The organism is Streptomyces sp. NPDC051561 (genome assembly GCF_044454195.1).
In the GTDB taxonomy this organism is placed as follows: Bacteria; Actinomycetota; Actinomycetes; order Streptomycetales; family Streptomycetaceae; genus Streptomyces.
Map to the genome: position 1 here is coordinate 251,830 of NZ_JBITDM010000011.1, position 21,775 is coordinate 273,604.

16 protein-coding genes and 4 pseudogenes are annotated in these 21,775 nt (G+C 64.1%); 13 read left to right on the top strand and 7 right to left on the bottom strand.

What is annotated here, in order from left to right; translation table 11 throughout:
• Positions 1–270: 270 nt before the first annotated feature.
• Entirely contained in the window at positions 271–912 is a 642-nt protein-coding gene (locus ACIA73_RS24635; protein ID WP_399440832.1) for a thymidine kinase, read from the bottom strand.
• Between the two features lie 512 nt (positions 913–1,424).
• Between ACIA73_RS24635 and ACIA73_RS24640 the strand changes: the two are divergent.
• The 6 genes and pseudogenes from ACIA73_RS24640 (at position 1,425) to ACIA73_RS24665 (ending at position 5,973) form a co-directional block, all read left to right on the top strand.
• Positions 1,425–2,280: pseudogene (locus tag ACIA73_RS24640) on the top strand (IS5 family transposase).
• Positions 2,277–2,675, top strand: a complete 399-nt coding sequence (locus ACIA73_RS24645) for a hypothetical protein (protein ID WP_399440833.1) — start codon at positions 2,277–2,279, stop codon at positions 2,673–2,675. The pseudogene ACIA73_RS24640 and the gene ACIA73_RS24645 overlap by 4 nt, the downstream one beginning before the upstream one ends.
• 244 nt (positions 2,676–2,919) lie before the next feature.
• Entirely contained in the window at positions 2,920–3,765 is an 846-nt protein-coding gene (locus ACIA73_RS24650) for an IS5 family transposase (RefSeq protein WP_399440834.1), read from the top strand.
• A 76-nt stretch (positions 3,766–3,841) separates the two neighbouring features.
• Positions 3,842–4,966: a tyrosine-type recombinase/integrase gene (locus ACIA73_RS24655; RefSeq protein ID WP_399440835.1), complete on the top strand. Its 1,125-nt coding sequence runs from the start codon at positions 3,842–3,844 to the stop codon at positions 4,964–4,966.
• A gap of 42 nt (positions 4,967–5,008) precedes the next feature.
• Positions 5,009–5,299 carry a hypothetical protein gene (locus ACIA73_RS24660; RefSeq protein WP_399440836.1) on the top strand — a complete coding sequence of 97 codons (291 nt, stop codon included), beginning with the start codon at positions 5,009–5,011 and terminating at the stop codon, positions 5,297–5,299.
• Positions 5,300–5,385: 86 nt separating this feature from the next.
• The gene (locus tag ACIA73_RS24665) at positions 5,386–5,973 is read left to right on the top strand and encodes an IS5 family transposase (protein ID WP_399440856.1); all 588 of its coding nucleotides are present in this window, start codon (positions 5,386–5,388) and stop codon (positions 5,971–5,973) included.
• Here the strand turns inward: ACIA73_RS24665 and ACIA73_RS24670 are convergent.
• Positions 5,915–6,418 (bottom strand): hypothetical protein, encoded by a 504-nt coding sequence (locus ACIA73_RS24670; RefSeq protein WP_399440837.1) that lies wholly within the window; start codon positions 6,416–6,418, stop codon positions 5,915–5,917. The two genes, ACIA73_RS24665 and ACIA73_RS24670, sit on opposite strands and share 59 nt — an antisense overlap.
• Positions 6,419–6,528: 110 nt before the next feature.
• On the opposite strand from ACIA73_RS24670, the pseudogene ACIA73_RS24675 reads away from it, so the two are divergent.
• A pseudogene (locus ACIA73_RS24675) lies at positions 6,529–7,075 on the top strand (ISL3 family transposase); the annotation flags it as partial.
• A gap of 177 nt (positions 7,076–7,252) precedes the next feature.
• Here the strand turns inward: ACIA73_RS24675 and ACIA73_RS24680 are convergent.
• Positions 7,253–7,681, bottom strand: coding sequence for a hypothetical protein (locus ACIA73_RS24680; RefSeq protein WP_399440838.1), 429 nt, complete (start codon positions 7,679–7,681; stop codon positions 7,253–7,255).
• A 547-nt stretch (positions 7,682–8,228) separates the two neighbouring features.
• Here ACIA73_RS24680 and ACIA73_RS24685 point away from each other — a divergent pair.
• Positions 8,229–9,446, top strand: coding sequence for an acyltransferase family protein (locus tag ACIA73_RS24685; protein ID WP_399440839.1), 1,218 nt, complete (start codon positions 8,229–8,231; stop codon positions 9,444–9,446).
• A gap of 810 nt (positions 9,447–10,256) precedes the next feature.
• Here ACIA73_RS24685 and ACIA73_RS24690 read toward each other — a convergent pair.
• Positions 10,257–10,520 (bottom strand): annotated as a pseudogene (locus tag ACIA73_RS24690) (ISAzo13 family transposase); the annotation flags it as partial.
• Between the two features lie 68 nt (positions 10,521–10,588).
• Between ACIA73_RS24690 and ACIA73_RS24695 the strand changes: the two are divergent.
• Together ACIA73_RS24695 and ACIA73_RS24700 are read left to right on the top strand one after the other, a co-directional pair.
• Positions 10,589–10,885, top strand: a pseudogene (locus tag ACIA73_RS24695) (transposase domain-containing protein); the annotation flags it as partial.
• 66 nt (positions 10,886–10,951) lie between these two features.
• A complete protein-coding gene (locus tag ACIA73_RS24700; RefSeq protein ID WP_399440857.1) occupies positions 10,952–11,710 on the top strand; it encodes a transposase in 759 nt (252 codons plus the stop codon).
• 118 nt (positions 11,711–11,828) lie between these two features.
• On the opposite strand, the gene ACIA73_RS24705 is transcribed toward ACIA73_RS24700, so the two are convergent.
• Entirely contained in the window at positions 11,829–12,761 is a 933-nt protein-coding gene (locus tag ACIA73_RS24705; RefSeq protein ID WP_399440840.1) for a transposase family protein, read from the bottom strand.
• 299 nt (positions 12,762–13,060) lie between these two features.
• Between ACIA73_RS24705 and ACIA73_RS24710 the strand changes: the two genes are divergently transcribed.
• Positions 13,061–13,819 carry a transposase family protein gene (locus tag ACIA73_RS24710; RefSeq protein WP_399440841.1) on the top strand — a complete coding sequence of 253 codons (759 nt, stop codon included), beginning with the start codon at positions 13,061–13,063 and terminating at the stop codon, positions 13,817–13,819.
• 335 nt (positions 13,820–14,154) lie between these two features.
• Here the strand turns inward: ACIA73_RS24710 and ACIA73_RS24715 are convergent, their stop codons facing one another.
• Both ACIA73_RS24715 and ACIA73_RS24720 read right to left on the bottom strand, forming a co-directional pair.
• The gene (locus ACIA73_RS24715) at positions 14,155–15,693 is read right to left on the bottom strand and encodes an FG-GAP-like repeat-containing protein (RefSeq protein WP_399440842.1); all 1,539 of its coding nucleotides are present in this window, start codon (positions 15,691–15,693) and stop codon (positions 14,155–14,157) included.
• A gap of 141 nt (positions 15,694–15,834) precedes the next feature.
• Entirely contained in the window at positions 15,835–16,446 is a 612-nt protein-coding gene (locus tag ACIA73_RS24720) for a hypothetical protein (protein ID WP_399440843.1), read from the bottom strand.
• A gap of 229 nt (positions 16,447–16,675) precedes the next feature.
• Between ACIA73_RS24720 and ACIA73_RS24725 the strand changes: the two genes are divergently transcribed.
• Both ACIA73_RS24725 and ACIA73_RS24730 read left to right on the top strand, forming a co-directional pair.
• Positions 16,676–20,677 carry a polymorphic toxin-type HINT domain-containing protein gene (locus ACIA73_RS24725; protein ID WP_399440858.1) on the top strand — a complete coding sequence of 1,334 codons (4,002 nt, stop codon included), beginning with the start codon at positions 16,676–16,678 and terminating at the stop codon, positions 20,675–20,677.
• Positions 20,678–20,685: 8 nt separating this feature from the next.
• Positions 20,686–21,291, top strand: a complete 606-nt coding sequence (locus tag ACIA73_RS24730) for a hypothetical protein (RefSeq protein WP_399440844.1) — start codon at positions 20,686–20,688, stop codon at positions 21,289–21,291.
• Positions 21,292–21,775: the final 484 nt, after the last annotated feature.

The following is a 21,775-nucleotide window of genomic DNA, read 5'->3' on the forward strand; positions in this document are numbered from 1 at the left end:
GAAGCAGAACGGGCGGAGCGGTGACAGGATCCTGACGGGGGCCTTCAGCTATGTGCCAATCGCCCTGGAGACGCACGGGATCACTCGTGCGCTCCTGCGACCGGGGACCCTCTGTGCGACACCGAAAGAAGGGCTGAGCCCGTGGAAGGACTCAGCCCAAAACAGCACTCGGCCCGAAGCTGCACTCGGCCTGAAGCAGGCCTCGACCCGAAGCTACGCCCGGCTTGAAGCAGGCCTCGGCCCGAAGCTGCACTCGGCCTGAAGCAGGCCTCAGCCCGAAGCCACCGGCAGCACGTCCGGCGACAACACGCCCGCCTGCGCCGAGGCGCTCGTCATCCGCCTGCGGTGGTGGCGCCGGCACAGTACCTCGTAGCCGACCTCGACCGCGGGCCGGTCCACATCCCCCACCACGACCTGCTCACCCTCCACGACCATCTCGCCACCGACCGTACGGGCGTTGTGAGTTGCCCGTGCCCCGCACCAGCACATGGCCTCGACCTGGAGCGTCTCCAGCCGGTCCGCCAGCTCGACCAGCCGCTGCGAGCCGGGGAAGAGCCGGGTGCGGAAGTCGGAGGTGATCCCGAACGCGAAAACGTCCAGCTCCAGGTCGTCCACCACCCGGGCCAGCTGGTCGATCTGCTCCGGCGCCAGGAACTGCGCCTCGTCCGCGATCACGTAGTCCACCCGGCTGCCCCCCGACAGCTGCTCCACGACATACCCGTAGAGGTCCATCCCCGGCGCCGCCTCCACCGCGTCGGTCGCCAGCCCCAGCCGCGACGACAGCTTGCCCTCGCCCGCCCGGTCGTCGCGAGTGAAGATCAGCCCTTGAAGGCCGCGAGCGGAGCGGTTGTGGACGATCTGGAGCGCCAACGTCCTTTTGCTGGGGCATTCGCCATTTCTGGGTAGCTCCACTCCACCAAGACGTGGGACCCCCGCCGGTTTGCCCGATGGGTCTCACCGACGCGGGCCAACGGGTGAACCGTTCCGGTGCTTGGCCTGAACAAAACTTGCCACCAAAAGGATCTCGAAAAACTTCCACGACCGGGCGCACTTGTGCCGGTTCGATGACTCCATACGTAAGCAAGGTCCAAGCGAGCCAGCTCAGTACAGAGCTGGCTCACGTGCCACGAGGAGCGGAATGGCTCTGCACGACGGCGGATCCCAACAGAGTTGGGGATCACGCGACTTCGTTCGACGGGAACGGTTCACTGCCCCACGCGGGGTACTCAACGCGATAGGCGGCACCGGCGAGGAGGGTATGAACCCTGAAGCCGCCAAGCAGTGGCGGATCGCGCTCAGCATGAGCGGACCCGAGGGCCTCAGTGGACGTTAAGTCCGATCTTCCTCGGTTCGTGATCGCTCGATAGAGGTAATGATCGCCGTGCGGGCCGCCGACTGGGCATGTCCATGCTGAGATGCGGGGCATGAAGAGAGAGCCCTATCTCAGCGACTTGTCGGACGAGCAGTGGGCGTTGACCGAACCGATGATCACGGCCTGGAAACAGGACCGGGTGGCCCGTTCGGCGACAGGCGCCCCGGGCTCCTGCGACCTGCGGGAAGTCGTGAACGCGATCTTCTATCAGAACCGGACGGGCTGCCAGTGGCGCTACCTGCCACACGATCTACCGGCCTGGTCGGCGGTGTTCTACTACTTCAGCCTGTGGCGCGAGGACGGTCTTGACCAGCGGATTCAGGAACTCCTGCGCTGCCAGGTGCGGGAGAGAGCCCGGCGGTTAGAGGACCCGTCCCTCGTGATCATCGACACCCAGTCCGTCCGCGCGGCTGCCGGTGTCCCCAGGACCACGACGGGGCTGGACGCCAACAAGAAGGTCTCGGGCCGCAAGCGGGGGCTGGCCGTGGACGTCCTGGGGGCTGATCATCGGTGTCGTCGTGCTGGCGGCCTCCGCCCACGACAACGCCGCCGGCACGGCCCTGCTGGACCAGGCCGCCGAGCGGTGCGGGAACCGGCTGGAGAAGGCCCTGGTGGACCAGGGCTTCAAGGATCAAGTCGTCATCCATGGCGCATTGTTGGACATCAATGTCGAGGTCGTCCGCCGCAACCCCGACGACCAGGGCAAAGTCTTCGTCCCCCAGCCCAAGCGGTGGATCGTGGAGCAGGTCAACGGCACGCTGATGCTGCACCGCCGCCTGGCCCGCGAGTACGACCACCGCCCCGACACCTCCACCTCGCGCGTCTACCGGGCCTCCATCGCGAACATGACCCGCCGTCTCACCACACCGAGCCCGGCCTGGCGCGACACTCTCAAGCTGGCCGTGTGAACATCACCGAACTCCTGGCCAGCTTCCAGGCCCAGCACGAGGAGACCACCACCCGGGCCGGTGAACTTCGCGCTCAGATATCGCACTTGACCGCCAGTCTGGCCGAGACCGAAGCGCGACTCGCCGACCTGGCCATCGCCCGGAAGGTGATCGCAGAACTCGCACCGGCCCAGGACGAACCCGAAACCACCGAGACGAGCACTGCCTACCAGGCCATCGTGAACGCCTTCAACGAGCACCCCGGACAGGCATTCAGAGCCCGTGAGCTGCACGAACTCCTCGACATGCCCACCGACGAGGCATCCGTGAACGTCACCCGCGCCCGCCTCGGACGCCTCACCCGCCAAGGCTTCCTCACCCAACCCGGACGAGGCCGCTACCAGAAACGGACTTAACGTCCACTGAAAGGGCGTTCGCGTCATTTACGTGATGGTTTGAGGTAGTTCTGTCGTGCCTGGAATGGCTACATACAGGCAGAACGGGCGATTTGCGACCACAGCTTCGGCAGGCGTGGCCTGGCGTTTCACCCGAGTTGCAGCCGATAGCTCCTGTCCGGTTTGAAGATCCTGCTGAAAGTGGCTTTTGCCGCGCTCGATCGAGCGATATGCCCGGTCGGGAACCCGTGCATGAGTAGTTCTCATGACCTCTTCGCAGCAGCGTGCACCGTACCTGAGCGATCTCTCCGACGCCCGCTGGGCGTTGATGGAGCCGACCTTGACGGCCTGGCGGGCCGAGCGCCAGAAAACCTCGCTCCACCTCGGAGGCAAGCTCACTGACCTGCGAGAAGTCATGAACGCGATCCTCTTCCTCAACCGGACCGGCGCCCCCTGGCGCTACCTGCCGCACGACTTCCCGCCGCACACCACCGTGTTCGGCTACTTCAGCACCTGGAGCGCGGACGGCACCATCGAGAAACTCGGCGTTCACCTGCACCGGATGGTCCGTGAACAGGCAGGACGCACCGCCGAGCCCACCGCCTGCGTGATCGATGCGCAGAGCGTCAAGACCGCGACCAGCGTGCCCATCGACACCCAGGGCACGGATGCCGGGAAGAAGATCGTGGGCCGCAAACGCAGCATCGTCGTCGACACGCTCGGCCTGTTACTGCTGGTCATCGTGACCGCCGCCAGCGTCTCCGACAACGAGGCCGGCAAGCAACTCCTCAACCAACTCGCCACCGACCACCCCACGATCACCAAGGCATGGGTCGACACCGGCTACAAGACCAAGGCCATCGAGCACGGCGCCGCCCTCGGCATCGACGTCGACGTAGTCCCACGAAACGAGCACGTTAAAGGCTTCTCGGTGATCCCCAGGCGCTGGGTCGTGGAGCGGAGTTTCGGGTGGATCATGATGCACCGCCGCCTCGCCCGCGACTACGAGACCAAACCCGCACACTCCGAGAGCATGATCCGCCTCGCGATGATCTCAACCCTCGCGAAACGAGCAACCGGTGAAACACCCATAACATGGCACAACCCATGAACTATCCAGTTTTCAACCAGAACGTCCTCTGAGAACCCCGCGAAGCGTTCGCGCCCTGATGGGGCCGGACCCGAGGGTGATCGCCGATGACATCTGGGCCAAGTTGCTCTGGGCGGGCCTGAATGTCGAACTCGTCGATCTGCCGACCGCGGATGGCCGCACCTATCCGGTCGAGCTGATCCGGGCCATCACCCTGACCTGGCTGTTCGCCGGTCAACGCAGCGACGAGATCGCCCGGTTCCGGGTGGGGTGCATCCGCTGGCAGCACGACGGCCTGCCCATTCCCGGAGATTCCGGCGAGGTCCTCGTCCGCGACGCCGTCTGCCTGCTGGACGTGCCGACGCACAAGACCGGCACCGCGTTCACCAAGCCCGTCGATCCGCTCTTGGGCCAAGCCATCGAGGCATGGCAGACCGTCAGGCCGACGCAGCCGCAGCCGCAGATGCTCGACCGCAAGACCAATGAGTACGCCGACTTCCTGTTCGCCCACCGGGCCCGCCGGGTCGCCAAGCACTACATCAACACAGCGATCATCCCGATGCTCTGCCGCAAGGCCGACGTCCCCACCGCCGACGTCCGCGGCAACATCACCAGCCACCGAGCACGCTCCACCATCGCCAGCCAGCTCTACAACGCCAAGGAGCCCATGACGCTCTTCGAACTGCAGGAATGGCTCGGACACCGAACGCCCGAAGCCACCACGCACTACGCGAAGCTCACCCCGAACACCCTGGCCAGGGCCTACAACGACGCCGGATACTTCGCCCGCAACGTCCGCACCATCGAAGTGCTCGTCGACCGAGACGCCATCACCTCCGGTGCTGCCGCGGCGGGTGAGCCCTGGCAGTACTACGACCTGGGGCACGGGCACTGCACCTACACCTTCTTCGAACAGTGCCAGCACCGGATGGCCTGCGCACGCTGCGACTTCTACACGCCGAAGGACTCCAGCAAGGGCCAACTACTGGAGGCGAAGGAGAACCTGCAGAAGATGCTGGCCAGCATCCCGCTCACCGATGACGAACGCGCCGTCGACGACGGCCAGGCCGCCCTCGATCAGCTCCTCGAACGACTCACCGACGTCCCGACTCCGGCTGGGTCGACACCACGGCAGATCGGCGTTCCCCCCACCCCAACGTTGCTGCCGATCATTGATCTGGCCACCCGCAGCCGGACCTGCCAGGACGGTGGGCCATGCTGAGGCCATGGAAGCCAGCGACAACAACTCTTTGAGGACGAGACCGTGACCTTGCCAAATCCATGGGCTCTGGTCACTACTCCCAAGGCCAAGATGATGTTGGAAGCGCAGCTTCGCCTCGAAGTCGCCGAAGGACATCCGCTTTTCGGCACACACGTCAATGCTCTTGCTCGCTGTGACCAATGTGACGAGGTGCTGTTCGGCATCGAAGGGGATTCGCCTCGTTTCGCTCAGGTTCATCTCACCTGGCGTCGAGCACCAGACACACCTCCCTGGCCCTGGACGGAGTTCCTGTCTCTGCCGCTGTTCGACAGCCTCGCTGACCACGCTCACTGACCTGCTGGGCTTGACGAATCTGATTCCACAGAACGCCCTGGGACCGTGTCTACGCCTTCTTCCGCCGCTGGCGGGAGCACGGCCTGATCGCCGAGCTCCACGACCGGCTGCGCGGGAAGGTCCGCGAGGCAGCAGGCCGGGATCCGGAACCCACCGCGGCCGTCATCGACTCGCAGTCGGTGAAGGCCGACGCGGTGGTCGGCGCCTCAAGCCGGGGCTACGACGGCGGCAAGAAGATCAACGGCAGGCGTCGGCATCTGATCTGCGACACCCTCGGACTGCTGCTGATGATCCACGTGAGCGCAGGCGACGTCACCGACCGGCAGGCGGCCACCAACATGCTGCCCGCGCTGGCCGGCCGTTTCCCCACGATCACGAAGGTATGGGCCGACGGCGGCTACACCGGCACCCTGATCACCTGGGCACTGGCCGTCCTGCACCTGGTCCTCACGGTGATCAAGCGCTCCGGCGACACCAGCGGCTTCGTTGTTCTGCCCCGCCGCTGGTGCGTGGAACGCTCTTTCGCCTGGCTGCTTCGCTCACGCCGCCTCGTCCGGGACTACGAGCGCCGGCCCGACAGCGGCGAGGCCATGATCCGGTGGTCGATGACGATGCTCATGATCCGCCGTCTCGCAGGCCCGGCGCGAGGGCGAAGTGCCCGGACGGCTGCCTGACCAGCCAGCCCCGGCCCGCCAGCCGCCTCGCCCTGGACCGCACCCCCTCCACCTTCGTCTTCACCGCAGTGTCCACCCCGAGACGGGACGCCAACTCCTTGCAGGCCAGGACCTTTCCCTCAGCGGCCAGCACCGTCACCAGCCGCTGATACTCCGGCGGCAGCACCGACGCTTCGAGCCCTTCCCTCCACGACACCACCGACCGCAGCATCGAACTCCCGTGCGACGACGCCGTGTTCACGGCCACCACCTCCTCAGCTTTCTCCTCCCCGCCCGGACCGGCCAGGACCTCGACCACGGTCTCCCGCGCGACGACGAACCTCTCCCAGTCCCGCTCGGCCTCCCGCAACTCCGCCAGAACCCGGTCCGCCTCCTCCCGCAGGACCTCCACCCGCTGAGAAGCGACTCGTTCACGCTCTTCCAGCAGCCCGATCACCGACGGCATCCCGCACCTCCACGCCCGCATCAACACGACGTGCCCTGCCTGCCACGGAAACCAGCGGACTACACCTGACCAGCAGAAACGCAGGGATTAAGTACGGAAAGACAACAGCCTCTAATCGGCCCGAACGGACGCTGCGCGTCCCCAAATACCGTGCCAGTCTTTCCATACCGAGAGCATCTGCGCAAAAGCCGCGCCGAGGACCCTGCCGTCCCTATCTTGCACCTCTTCGAAGAGATCAAAGGCCGAGGGTTCACCGGCTGTCTCAGTCTCCTGCACAAGAACATCAACCAGGGCCGCGCGGACGCCGACCGCAGCCACATCTCCGCTCGCAGGCTCGCCAGGATGCAGTTAGCCAGACCCGACAACCTCAAGGCCGAACAACAGCAGCTGCTGGACCGCCTCACCGCGGCCTGCCTCGAAAGGTCTCAACTAGCGTTCTCTGTCCGAGCCTTCCCTCGGCTCCTGGAGCCTCAGCCGGAGAATACCGACGCTCTCGACCTCTGGATCACCCAGGTCCGCACAGTCGATCTGCCGCACCTGCATGCCTTCACACAAGGTTTGGAGCGCGACCTCGCCGCCGTGAACGCCGCGTTCACACTCCCACAGCAACGGCCCCACGAGAGCGTCAACACCAGGACGCAGCGAATCACGCGGTAAAACGTCCCACCCGCCGGCTGAACCCGGTCGTTCTCAAGGTGGTGGTCACCACCGTGCCCCAGACCGGCGCGGCGACCGACCATCGGGCTCAACCCTGGCACAGCAACCTCGAATGAACTGCTCGTTCAGCTCGATGATCTTTCCCAGAAAGGTGCTCACCCCAGGTCTGCGTCAGTGTCAGGCATTGAGGGGGTGGGCCGCCATCCACCGCTTGAGCTCGCGGGCCGGCCCAAAGACCATCGGGTGGTATACCTTCGCTTCCCCCCACGCGTGGCCGTCCTCGATGCTGTCGAGGTACCCGTAGGCCTCCGACCAGAACGAGGCCCCCTCCAGTTCCACCATCGAGGCCCTCGCCGTATCCGCGGTCATCGCCTTGCGGAGTGCCCGGGCATTCTCGGCGACTTCGTCCAGCTCCGGCCCGCAGTCGGGCGGGCAGCCGACAGTCTCGAGCTCGTCGAGATCGGCTTCGAAGATGCCCCATGCCTGCTGGACCGTTTGAGTCGGCTTCTTCGTGCTGGCGTCTGCTTGCCCGCCGCACCCTGACACCCCTGATATGGACACGGCCGCGAACGTCAACGTCGCGGCGGCCCTCCACCCCTTGACCATGATGTAAATCATGCCACGGCCCGCTACTGAGGTTTCGGGCGTGGTGTCGTGAGGGTGAGTCCGTTTGCGGCGAGGCGTCCGTCGATGACGTCGCTGCGGTATTGGATGACAACCGAGTGAGGCCGTGACTGCCTTCGCATCCAGACTGCTGGGGACTGGGCGAAGAACATGAGCAAGGCCGCCTAGGTCGTGGAGACGATCACCGCGCACAGGGGGGCTGGAGATCCTGCTGGGTCGGCGGCCGGGGCGCGTTGACTGCGGGACACCGCGATGCTCTGGATCGCTGACAATTGTCAACGCTCCCTCAATCTTCTTCAGCCATCCGCGAGAACAAGGCGCCGCTGTCCTGAAATGCTTCGCTATATTCCTCTGACCTGCGATTACTGTTGTGATCAGTGTCACTTTGCAGGGGGTTGCGCCTCATTTTGCTGGCCCTACGCGGGCAGGCGAGTACATAATCCGGACACAGGTTCTTTACAGGTTCAGCCCGCGGGCGTTCTCTCTTGAAGCGCCCGGCGCTCTGCCGGGGCGCGGTGAAGGTTTCCCCATGAATGAGCGCCGTACGGTGAACAGTAGGCTGCCCGCGCTGGACGGGCTGCGGATCTGCGTGGCCTTGGCGGTGGTGCTGTACCACTACACGGCGTTGTCCCGGGCCTGGGGCCACAAGACGGACACGATCTTCCCGACCTTGCACCAGTTCACTCAGTTCGGCTGGCTGGGGGTGGAAATCTTCTTCCTGGTCAGCGGGTTCGTCATCTCGATGAGCATCTGGGGGCGCACCGTGGGGGACTTCGCGGTCTCCCGGGTGAGCCGGATCTTTCCTGCTTACTGGGTCGCGGTGCCGTTGACCGCACTGGTGGTGAAGACATGGCCGGAGGTTTTCCGGATAAAGGGGTGGGACGACGTCATCGTCAACATGACGATGCTGCAGGCCGGGAACGGAACCCCGGACGTCGACCACGCCTACTGGACACTCTTCGTCGAGCTGAAGTTCTACGTACTGATCGGCGTAGTGATGCTGTTCGGCGTCACCTACCGCAACCTGATGGTGTTCTGCGGGGTGTGGACGGTGCTCGCCGCGCTCGCCCCCACGCTCGACAGCGGTTTCCTCACCGCGTTCACGATGCAGCGCTACGCCCCGTTCTTCATCGCCGGCATCGTCTTCTTCCTCATGCGCCGCTACGGGCCCAACCCGGTGCTCTGGGCGCTGCTTGGGATGCAGTTCCTCCTGGCCCAGCGGTATGTGGACGAGAGGATGGCCGCCAACCTCGGCAAAGCGGCGGCCGCGGCTCTGCCGACCTGGCCCGCCCGGGCCGTCCTCCTGGCTGGGTTTCTCTTCGTCGGTGCCATCGCGCTTGGGTACTTCGACAGGGTGCAGTGGAAGTGGCTCTCGAGCGCGGGAGCGCTGACCTATCCGCTGTATCTGATCCACATGCACATCGGGCTGACAATTATCCACCACTTCCGCAACCGGGTACCGGCGCTGCCGCTGGTCGCCGGCGTGATCCTGCTGATGCTCGCCACCGCTTGGGGCATCCACCGCTTCATCGAGAAGCCATTCGGGAAGTGGTTCCAGAAGGTCCTCAAGCAGGGGGTCAACGACATAAGGAAGAACACCCCGGCCGGCGGAAAACGCCGCAAACTCACCAAGCCTGTCAGCACACCGTCCGTGTTGCCGCCGATCGCGGCCACCATCCCCCAACCACAGCCCTCCGCACCGCCACCCGCTTCTGGACACACGCACCACGAGAACGCGACCTCGTAACACCTCTCCCCTGCGCGGAAACCGCTTCAGCTCTCGACTGCAGAGCTGCCACCACTGACGCCGGCCCGCGGGCGGGGGTGGGGGTGGGATCAGCGGAGGTACCGCGTCCCCCACCAGGCGGGGTCAGCGGGCGTGCGGAGCGGTCGTCCGGCTCGATAGCGGTACTCCTCGGGCATCACAGACCCGGCGCCACTTGACGTCAGCGACAACCCAGTTGATGTCCTTGAGCGACATGACAGATCCCCTCCCCTTCGGGCACTGCCCCCCCGTCGGCAGTGGGCAGAGCATCCCGTCGTGCCGTACGGCACGACGGGACTTAGGGCTTGCCGGGAATCAACACGCCGGTTTGATCTTGGTTTCGTTAGTGTCGAGGAACCTGGCGACGTCTTCCGGTGTGTGGAAACGGGCCGTTGAGGCGGCGAGGTGAACACCATGGGCTTCCAGGAGCGGGCGGACGTCTTTCGCTGCGCGACTGATGGTCATGGCGGTGGTGTTGAAGAGCTGGCCCAGAAGATGCATAGGTGCGAGTTTTCGCAGGTGGAGCACGGTGGCCAGGACCCGGTCAGCTGAGGTGAGCTTGGCTTTGGCGCCAGCCCCAGGGGCAACCAGGCGCTCGTGGCCTCGGCGCGCACGGAGTACTTGCTTACGCTGAACGTCCATCTCTGGAGACAACGCGTCGATGACGTCGCTGAGTTGCTGGCGGGTCATTCCGGTCAGTTCCGGGTTCTGGAGTGCATACCGTGTGAGGTGCGAGGGTCGGTCCGCCAGTGCCTCGTCCGGTGTGCTGCCGGTGGTCGCCGCGTCCATCGGCTGGGGGCGGAGGGTGTAGTTCCAGTCGCCGTGGAAGCGATGGCGGGTGATGGGCAGGGCGGCGATCTCGTCGTCGCTGATGCGGATGCCGGTGGGATACTCGCCGCTGTCGAGTTCGGCCTGGACGGTGAGGCCGGTACGGCTGGTGGTTGCGGCAATGGTTTGGATCATGACTTCGTGGCTGGTCAGGGGTCTGCCTCGCCAGTTCATGGTGATGTGGGAGAACAGCCGGTGCTCGATCTTGTTCCACTTCGAGGTGCCGGGCCAATGCCCTTGCTTGATAGCAGCACTTATCGTTCCACCGCCGGTTGGGCAGTACGACAATGCTGGGCATGCATCCGTGGATCGGGCTGTCCGATGACGTGCGACTGAGTGTGCTCACCGAGTGGGTGACATCCGACCTGGTCGATCGAGTGCTGGCCGACTGCGGCCGGAGGGACCAGCGGCCGGGGGCGCTCCCGGCGCGGTTCACCGTCTACTACACCCTCGCGTTGGCACTCTTCCAACAGGACTCTTATGACGACGTCGCGGAGGACCTGGTCGGGGCGATCGAGGGGATGTCCGAGGCGATCCCGAACAAGTCCTCTTTCACCCGGGCCCGGCAGCGCCTGGGTGCCCCGCCCCTGGAGGCGCTGTTCCGCCAGCTGGCGGGGCCAGTTGCTCCGAGCGGCCTGTACAGGGCTTACTGGCGAGGGATGCGGGTAGCGGCGGAGCCGTCCTGGACAACTCCCTTCACTGGGCTGAGCCCGCACTCCTTCGGCAGGTTGGTGGCCGCGCTGCGGCGCGAGGGTGCGGAGGCCGTACGGCGCGGCCGGCCGTGGGGCCTGTCACTGGAGAACCGGGTGCTGCTCGTGACGGCTTACTGGTGCACGAACTTGACGATGCGCCAGCTCGCCCCGCTGTTCGGCATTTCGAAGTCCGCGGCCGACCGGATCATCGGCCACCTCGGCCCGCTTCTCGCGCTTCGGCCCAGACAGCGGTTCGCGAAGAACACCGTCCTCATCGTGGACGGCACTCTGGTGCCCACCCGCGACCACGCGATCGCGGAGCAGTCCAAGAACTACCGGTACTCCGCCAACCACCAAGTTGTCATCGATGCCGACACCCGCCGCGTCGTCGTGGTCGGCCGACCTCTGCCGGGCAACCGCAACGACTGCAGAGCTTGGGAGGAGTCGGGAGCGAAAGCCATCATGGGCCAGACCATGACGATCGCCGACGGTGGCTATCCAGGCACCGGACTCGTGATGCCGCACCGCCGCCGGGCCGGCGAGGAACTGCCCGACTGGAAACGGCAACACAACCGTTCCCACAAGCAGGTACGCGCCCGCGTCGAGCACACCTTCGCCCGCATGAAGACCTGGAAGATCCTCCGCGACTGCCGTCTCAAGGGTGACGGCGTTCATCACGCCATGCTCGGCGTCGCCCGCCTGCACAACCTCAACCTCGCCAGATAGGTCGGCCATCACGTCGTGACCAGCCGACAATCACCCGAAGATCATTGCGGGACAAGCCTTACGACCTCGTGCATGGTTGGCGGTGGCGCGTCGAGAGCCGCTGGTTCGCCCTCGGTGTTCACATTCGCGGATCGGTGGACAGGGTGGCGGTCTGTTGCTGCGAGAGGAGTCCGGCGACGGCTTGGATGATGTCGCTCATGTGCTCGCGGCGGCCGTGGTGTCGGGCGAGGGCCCGCCAGTTCTTCAGGTGCCCGATGCCGTGCTCCACTCTGATGCGCCGTGAGGAGTGGGCTTTGCGCTGGCGCTCGTGCATCTCCGTGTACCACTCGGGCGGGTCCTTCTTGAACTTGCGGTGCGGCGGCGTCACCACGCGCCCGCCGGTCTGGGCGCCGAGTCCCTGATAGCCGGCATCAGCCAGGATCTCCATGGCAGGACCGTCGGCCAAGAGCTTGACCAGGCCCAACTTCCGGGCATGAGTGATGTCCGCACAGCTTCCCGGTGCGGCCGGGCTGCAGAACAGCAACCGTCCCACTGCGTCCGTGACGACCATGGACTTCACGGCGTTCTGCTTATTCTTGCCGGAGATGAACTGGTCCCGGTCTTTGCTCCCGGCGGCTGGACGCCGGACCCGAATCTCGGTGCCGTCGATGATTCCGGTCTGTCCGTCGGCGCCGAGGTGGTCGATGACTTCGGCAAGGGTGCGCAGTCGTAGATCGGGCGCAACGGTGCAGCCCCGCTCGGCAAGCAAGGGCCGTACTTCGCCGATTGCACGTGTGATGGTGGAGCGGTCGACGCCGAACCAGCAGGCCAGCACATCGTGGGTGGCACCGTGGCGGAGGTTGACCAAGGTGGCCAACAGCCGGTCGATGAAGACCAGTTTGTGTTTCGCGCCCGCTCCCACGGCCCGGTGGCGGGGCCGCGAGATCAGTCCGTCCCGGTGCCGCTCATGCCACAACGGGCCGATCTCGGCAATGAGTTCGGCAATCACGTCAGGCGTCAGCCCGGTGATCCGCTGGTTTCGGATGACTGCTGCACGTGCCCGGTTCCCCACCACACAGACCATGATCAACGGTCATGGACCGACGCGCCACCGCCAACCATGCACGAGGTCGTTACGAGCTCGTGCACGGTTAGCGGTGAGACGTCGAGCTCTGGATCGTCGATCATGGTTGCGTGGTGGGGAACGTGACGCGCACAGCGATCATCAGCGACCGGAGGATCACGGGTCTGTCAGCCGCTGTGATCGCTGAACTCGTGGCTGAGGTAGGACCGTTGTGGCATGAACGGCACCGGGCCAGGCTTGCGTCCCGGCCGCGGAAGCGTGCCGTGGGCGCCGGTGCGAAGCACCGCATGGTCTTCGTCGACCGGCTCCTGGCCACGCTGGTGCACCTTCGCCATGGGGTGACTCATGATGTGCTGGCCTGCTGGTTCGGCGTGGACCGGTCGACTGTCACCCGGGCGATCGGCGAGGTGCGGCCATTGCTCGCCGAGCGAGGATGCACCATCAGCCCTGACGTGCGGCTGCGAACCCTGGCCGAGGTCGTTGACCATCTCGGCGCGACGGGGAAGCTTGGCATCATCGACGGCACCGAGATCCGTGTCCGACGGCCGGCCGCCGGCCGCAAGGACCGGGATAAATTCATCTCTGGCAAGAACAAGCAGAACGCCGTGAAGGCCATGGTGTTCACCGACGGGGACGGGCGGCTGCTGTTCTGCAGCCCGACCAGACCCGGAACCTGCGCGGACATCACCCACGCCCGCGAGTTAGGGCTGGTCAAGCTCCTGGCCGACGGTCCACCAGTCGAGATCCTCGCCGACGCCGGCTACCAGGGACTCGGAGCACAGACCGGCGGACGCGTCGTGACGCCACCGCACCGCAAGTTCAAGAAGAACGCCCCGGACTGGTACGAGGAGATGCACGAGCGCCAGCGAAAGGCACACTCCTCCCGACGCATCAGGGTCGAGCACGGAATCGCCCACCTGAAGAACTGGCGGGCACTGACACGCCACCTCGGCCGCCGCGAGCACATGGACGACACCGTCCAAGCCATCGCCGGCCTACTGTCCCAGCAACAGACCGCAGACCTGATCCTGGCTCGGCAGACGTGAGTACCGAGGGCCCCCGGCCCTTCGACGTCTCACCGCTAACCGTGCACGAGCTCGTTAGGTTCGAAAAACACCAGGTCATCACCGCAAACTGAGATGTCTACCGAAGCCGGGGTGGGTTCACCGGCTTGACCGTCTTCCGTCGTTTGCCGCAGGCCTGGGTGTTGGCGCTGCGGCCGAGGACCTTCTGGAGCCACTTCCCAAAGGGGTACGGAGCCACCGGGGAGGGTCTGCCGGTACTGCTGAGCAGCCATGATGTGCGGGCCGGATACAAATTGCCCCTGTCCTGCGCGGATGCGCCGCCGAAACTGGTCGGCGGCGCATCACAGTTAATGCCGTCAGGCGATGAACTTCATGGTGCCCCAGGTGCTGCCACCGGCAGCAACATCAACGGCGGGCAGGACGTTGCCAGCACCGTTGCCCCTGTACATGTGCATGGTGCCGTCGCTCCAGATGGCCATCAGATCGGCGATGCCGTCGCCGGTGTAGTCACTTCCAGCCACCAATTTAGTGGTGAGCCAGGTGGTGCCGCCCATAGCCGGGGTGCTCGGGTTGACGTCGCCAGCCCCGTTGCCCTTGTACATGTGGAGGGTGCCGTCGGTCCAAATGGACATAAGGTCGGCAATGCCGTCCCCGGTGAAGTCACCGGCAGTTAGGGCCCCTTCCTTCACTCCCCAGCCGGCGCCGCCCCATACCGAGGTGGCAGCCTGGAGCTGGCCGTTGCCCGTGCCCTTGTACAAATGCAAAGTGTTGTCATTCCACACCGACATGAGGTCGGCGATGCCGTCACCGGTGAAGTCGCCGGAGGTCAGGTTCTTCACCGTGCCCCAGGTGCTGCCGCCCATGGAGACGGTCGTGGCAGGCAGGAACTTCCCGGCGCCGTCACCCTTGTAGAGGTGCAGGGTGCCGTCGGTCCAGACTGCCATCAGATCGGCGACACCGTCACCGGTGAAGTCTCCCTTGGCGACCCGCTTTGTGGTCAGCCAGGTCGTACCGCCGAGCTGCGGGGTGCGTACTCCGCTCAGCCCCTTGGCCTTGTCGCCGCTGTATACGTGCAGGGACCCGTCGGTCCAGACGGCGGCCAGGTCTGCGCTGCCGTCGTTGTTGAGGTCACCGTCGGCGCGGAAGGTCGTCTTCTTCACCCATGCGCCGAGGTCGTCGGCACGGGATGCAACCGCGTCGGTGCGTGTCTCGGCCTTGTCTGCTCCGAGGCAACCGCCCTGCCAGGAGCGGCTGTTCACGCCCACCAGCTCGGATGCGCCGTCCTTGACCCGGAAGGTCGGACCGCCGGTGTCGCCCTTGCAGAGCACCGACTTGCCGACGCCCTTCAGGCCGAGCGCCACGCCGTCCGCGTAGTCCACGGTGAAGTCGCCAGTGTGCAGGTTTTCTGGCACCCACTTCGTCGCAGTGCGGCCGAAGCCGGCAGCCTGCAGTGTCTCGCCCGGCGTCGGCGGGGTGGAGCTGAGCTTCACTGGGGTGATGCCCTGTACCCGGGTGGAGAGCTTGGCGAGTACCACATTGCGGTCCGCACTCGTCACCAGGTGACTGACCTCACGGGTCTGCACAGTACTGCTGGCGAGGTCCGAACTACCCACCCGCACCGTGGTCTTGAGGGAGGGCTTGCCATCCACGAGGCCGCCGCCCGGGGTGGTGACGAAACAGGTGCTGGCCGTGATGACCCACTGCGGGTCAACGAGCGCACCGGTGCACGCCTGCTGACCGCCGCCGATATTGATCTGGGCGGCGAAGGTGAACGCTGTTGCACCAGCAGGCGTGCCCTCCATGGCTGTCGCCGAAGTGCAGGCGAGCGTGCCGCCGACTACGGCAACTGCTACGCCACCAGCTATGCGGCTGGCGATACTACGTATTCCGTACACATTCTTCCTTGCAGATTCGGGCTGTCACGGCACAAGGGTGTGACATCTGGGATGAACAGGGCGGGACGCACATGAGCGTCCAATTCGAAGTCGTCTGCCGGGCCGTCAGCCCAGTGAGCCGAGTTACGGCCAGCGCGGCAATCAGCCGGTGATGCGGAGCTCAACGAGTACAGAGGGCTTGTTTCCTGTGCTGCTGTCGCCCTCGCCGACCTGAGCCCAGTCGTTCTTGGGAACGTTGACGGTGGTCGTTTCGCCCTCGGCTGTCAGCTGGGCGCGTACGGAGTGTGCTGTCTTGGTATAGATGGCGAAGACATCAGGCACCTCCATCGTCAAATAGCCGCTGGTCGAGGTGGCCTTGAAGCAAAACTTGGCGTCCGCGATGTTTGCCAGGGATTCCACCAGGATGTCGTGGGCTGCCGCGCAGTCCACGAGCGTGAGATGTCCGTCGCCCTTCTTCAGTGTGATACCGCGGTCCGTGAGGACCTGAGCCGCATCGGGGTACGCGAAGTCTTCCACTGCAGTCGGCATCGACGCCTCCGCAGCCGCGACAGGAACAGGCTTCGCCTCTGACGTCGGAGCCTCTTGTGCAAATGCAAACGTTGTCAGCCCGGCCAGCCCAATAGCACAGCTGGAAAACCCGGCGATAAGCGCCTTGCGAGCAAACGAAACCATGAGTCTTCTCCCCTCGAACGATGAAGTAACGCACTGAATCTTGCCATAAATTTCACATAAGTGATCGACGTGTAGAGTCACGCCGAACCGCCATGCAGCCCACTTGACCTGCAAGAACCAAGGTGGGCAGGGTTCACGAAATAGACATTTCCGCATTGTTGCCACCTTCCGGTGTCTACCAAAAATGCCTAGATGCACCATTTCATTACGTTCCCCCTACGTGTTCTCAGTACTTAGTGAGATGAGGTTTCCCTTGAGAAGGATCCGTAGTTTGCGTAGCCCAAGTTCTACCTCTCCACCGACGCAGAACATGGCTCCAAGGGCGCTGCACCGGGTCAGGCGTATATTCGCGGGGGGAGTTTCAGCTGCCCTGCTGGCTGGCCTGCTGAGCGCCACCCCAGCTGCTGCGCTTGATGATGACCCACTGTCCGGCCCCCTCTCTGACCGCAGCCTGGTGGTGGACCTGTGGACCCGTAGCGGGCCAGCAGTGAAAGCCGCCGCGGAGGCCGCACTTCTGGGCTCAGATGAGGACATTCGCAAGTTCCTCGACGTTGAGTGGGACCTCACGGAAGCCCACGATGACCGTCTTGCCGCCGTGCAGATGGCCAGCATGGGCGGCCCGACGATCCGAGATGCCGCCAGGAAGGCTCTGCTCGGAACTCCGGATGACTTGCAGCTCTTCCTGATGGAAGGGTGGGAAGCGCCATTGGAGCTGGATCAACGGCTGCAAGCGACGCAGGTAGCCAGCACCGGCGGTCCCCGAGTGAAGGCCCAGGCTGCTGCCGCCCTCAACGCAGGGCCTGACGAAATTCGCAAGTTCCTCGACGAAGGCCAGTTCCTGGCACAGGAATTGGACCACCGGGTTCAGGCCGTACAGGTCGTGAGCCTTGGAGGCCCGAACCTCAAAGCAGCCGGCAGGGTGGCTCTGGAGGGCACCCCTGCCGACGTCCGAGAGTTCCTGGACGTCGGCCAGCACGTAGCCCGCGCTCGCGACCAAGAGCGCATGAGCATCGTGGAACTGGCCAAACAGGCAGTACAGGCAGGACAGCAAGCCAAGCGTGCCACGGACTTGGCCACGGCTGCCTCCGGCCGAGCCGTGACTTCCTCCGAAATGGCCAAGGAAGCAGCCAAGACAGCGGCCCAGGAGACGGCAGCTGCAGGCAAGGATGCAAAGCGCGCAGCAAATGCGGCTAACCGCGCAGCAGAATCGGCTAGGGCCGCGGCCAGCGCGGCCCGGCAAGCAATCAGTGCCGCGAATGCGGCTACCCAGGCGGCACGCATAGCCGCTACGGCAGCAGCCAAGGCGGCTAGCGCGGCGGCAGGCGCCTCAGATGCAGCGGCAGCTGCCAGCGAAGCAGCAGCCCGAGTTGGTAAGGACGCCAGTCTAGCTGCAGAAGCCAAACAGCTGGCGGTTAAGGCACACCAAGCTGCTAAAGACGCAGGTGACTCGCAGGTGGCTGCGGATTTCGCGGGCAGAGCCGCTGAAGAAGCCGGGCGCGCTGCCCGAGCCGCGAAGGGAGCAGCCGGAAACGCTCTCTCCGCCGCAGATTCCGCCGACGAGGCAGACAGACTCGCCGTAGAGGCTGGTGCGCAGTCAGGTGCGGCCCGCAAGGCCGCCGCACAGACACGGCGTCACGCCAACGCTGCGAACCGAGCGGCCGACGCTTCGGCCAATCTGGCCGACCGTGCGGCAGCGGCGGCCTTCGAAGCCCGCGACGCTGCAGGTGATGCAGCACTGCATGCGAAAAACGCCGCTATTGCCGCTGATGCCGCCATCGCGCATGCCGGCGAATCTGCTGGCGCCGCTGCGGAAGCAGCCAAGCAGGCTGCGAACGCGAAGAAGTCCGCGGAAATTGCAACAGCCGCAGTCAAGGCAGCCAACGCGGTCTATCAGGTGGCCCGCGAAACCGAGGCCGAGGACCTTGTTGCTCGCACGGCCGACAAGGTCGAAGAGGCCACAGAACTTAAGAACGCACATGACGACTTCACTGTGGGTGTCGGCCATGCGCTGAAGGACTACCAAGCCCTCGATACTGAAGCCAGCGAGTTGGAAACTCAGGCTGGCCAGCAGGACGTCGACGTCAAGGCATTGGCAGTTAAGGGCCGTCGGCACGCACTCAAGGTCATGACAAATCACGGCTCCTGGAGTAAGGAAGCTGCCGCCACAGCTCTCAGCGGGTCTGACGACGATGTGGTCCAGTACCTGCGCACAGGCAGGAAGGCGGCAGCGCAGGACGATGTGCGACACAACGTGGAAAAGCTGAGTCTCACCAGTCCCGATGAAGCAGTTCGCATAGCTGCTCAAAGGGCATTGAAGAGCACGCCTCAAGAGATCAACAAGTTCTACACCGATGGTCAGTACGAGGCTGCCGCCGTCCCCAACCGCCTACGTGTCACCCAGGTAGCGAGCACCGGTGGCGAGCAGGTCAAGAAGGCGGCCATGGCCGCTCTTCAGGACGACTCTCCCAAAGCACTTGCCCTCTTCCTCTCAAACCGTCAGTTCCTCGCCCGAACGGCTGACGAACGGTTGGCCAGCACTGCACTGGCGAGCACCGGGGGCCCTGAAGTCGAGGCTGCGGCCAAGGTAGCTCTTGCCGGCCCCCCGGAAGCAGCACACCGCTTCATCCAGTCCGGCCAGTACATGGCCGAGCGTCAGGACCAGCTAGCTGCCACACATTCCAACCAGATGCAGCAGTTGATCGCCCAGACCTCTTCAGTCGCGGCAACGGCGCAGAAGAATGCATGGCAGGCAGCACGCGTGGCAGCTGAAGCCGTCGGCGCGTCTGCCGAGGCCAGTAACGCGGCGGCTGAGGCAACGAAGTCTGCAACCCTGGCCGGCAAGTTTGCCCAGGACGCCGATGCATCGGCCCGAAGCGCCGAGGCGTCTGCCGAACGTGCTAGGAAGTCCGCCGCAGATGCGCGTAGCGCAGCAAATTCAGCTGACATCGCTGCCCGAGCTGCAGATAAGTCTGCGGCTGATGCAAAATTCTTCGCAGAGTATGCGAGCAAGTCCGCTTTGGACGCTCGGATCGCGGCCGATAATGCCAGGAGTAAAGCTATCCAGGCAGGTAAGGACGCCGACGCTGCCGAACTTGAAGCGCAGGGGGCCAAGCAGGTTGCGTTGGAAAAGGCTGTAGCGGAGCAAGAGGAGGCCCTGCGGAAGCGCCAAGAGCAGGACGAGCAGGATCGTAATGCGCTGTCGGCAGCGCAGGAACGTTGGTGCCAAGCCAACATAGAAGAATGCAACAAGGTCACATACATTCTCCCCGGTGAAGAAGACGATGGCTTTTCCTTTGGAGATGCAGTCGGCCTCGGATGGGGAATGTTCCTTGAAGGCTCCGGAATTGGCGGTGTACTCGACTGCGCCAAGAACCCAGACGTAGTCAATTGCGGACTGGCCGCAGCTGGACTCACCCCATGGGGCAGACTGTCAAAGTATGCCGGCAAGGGACTGAAGAAGCTTATAGACAAAGCAAAAAGGCGAAAAGGGGTTGACTGCACAAAGTGCTTCTTGGCGGGAACGAAAGTTCTTATGGGCGACGGGTCCACGAAAAACATCGAGGAAGTAAAACTCGGTGATAAGGTCCTAGCCACCGACCCCACCAGGGGCGTTAGTGCTGTACGTCGCGTCACGAAGCTCGTGGTTACACAAAATGATAAGCACTTCAATGAGTTGACTATCACGACGCCGGGCGGAAGTGCGAAGCTCACTGCGACCCATGAGCACCCCTTCTGGTCGCCGGAGCAGAAAGACTGGATCGAGGCCTCCAATCTCCGCCCCGGGATGACCCTCCAGACAGACGAAGGGGAAGAGGTTCGTGTCCAGAAGAACGAGGCGTATGGCAAGTATGCGCGGACCTACAACTTCAGTGTCGGCGATCTCCATACGTATTACGTACTGGCGAACGCAACCCCAATCCTGGTTCACAACTGCAATGATCTTTCAGGTGACGCAGGGAGATTTCCAGGAATCGCTCACACTCTCGATGAGCACGTAGACGTCGATGAGGCGGAAGCCGTCAGGTTGGCAATTCGCAAGGGGGCGCCTAACGGCGTTTTCCATGATGCACCAACAGCCCAACAAGTGGTTGACTACGCACTCGCCGGCAACGTGAGAAGGATCAAGAACTGGCTTAGGGGTTCAGACCCTCAGCTACCGATTCAGGGAACCTTCGGTGCGAGAAACCCCCTAGGCTGGGTGGCTCACGCCGATGGAAGGATCACACCGGCGAGTAACCAGTACACAATGATTCTTCAGCGCAAAAGGGGCCACCCAGGCGGCTACTTTGTACTGACGGCATACCCCAGGTAGGTGGAAGCGTGCGGCGATTCACAGAAGATGACTTCGGTCTGACATGGCTGATGAACTCATTCCATGCCGACTGGTCCAACTATGCCGAGTCAGAGGCCGAAGCGTTGAGAACGGTGCTGCACGAAGATCTGGACCCCAGGCAGGTCGTTTCGCTTCGTCGCGATGCGTATCTTCTTTCCAGCCAGCTATCAGAGACATCCATCGTACAGCTCTGGGAAGCTGGCGTGGAGGTACCAAATTTCTTTGGACGTCGCCTTCCATCCGGTAGAGATTGGATGGAAATGATCATCCAGGAATGCGATAGATGGCTCCCCCAGGGAGGTATCCCCTCCCTGAGGGAGGCGGACCTAGAGCATGGGTTTAATCATTCCGAAGAAATTCAGAATGAAATAAGAGAAATGACCGATGTAATCAGTGTCGACCTCGTATTGGGGCTCACCGAATGCGCTCGCCTGTGTACCCCGGATTTGGCATTTCGGATTCTCCTGCACGCTCTCATGTGCAGCGGTAGCACGATCTCTGAGAATCGCTACAGAACATTCGAAAGAATTGGCACGGAACTCTACTACGGGGAGTTCCTAGTCTCTAAGGTGCAACATCTCGTGGGTAGATAGAGCGCTTAACTGAACTGCGAAATGGGGCCCTCGTTCGCCAAGCGTCGGCGAGGGCTCCATTTGTTAATGTAGGGGCATCTGGAATCCGCGGCTCGTTGAGCGACTCTGTCGGGGATCTTGGAGTTCCTCGGCGGGGTGACCTGATCACCGGGCACGCTCGGAGGGGCCTGGTTCTGCTCACCGCTCCCGTCGAGGTGTCCGATGTCCCTGCATTCTTCTTCCGGAGCTCAGATTCCGCCGATAACGGCGCGGGTGGCGCGAGCCAGCAGCCCTCAGGGAACCACGGCGATGTGGGTGCGAGACCGGCTCGACGGACTGTGGTCCGATGCGGGCTTCGGGTCCTGGTACTCCCGCGACGGACGCCCTGGGCTCTCACCCGCGCAGCTCGCGGTCATGTCCCTTGTAGTGGTGTAGCCGGGTCGATCGGTTCTTTGTCCTGGGGATAGACCTTGTCCATGCTGTCCACGGGAAGGTAGCGGCGGGC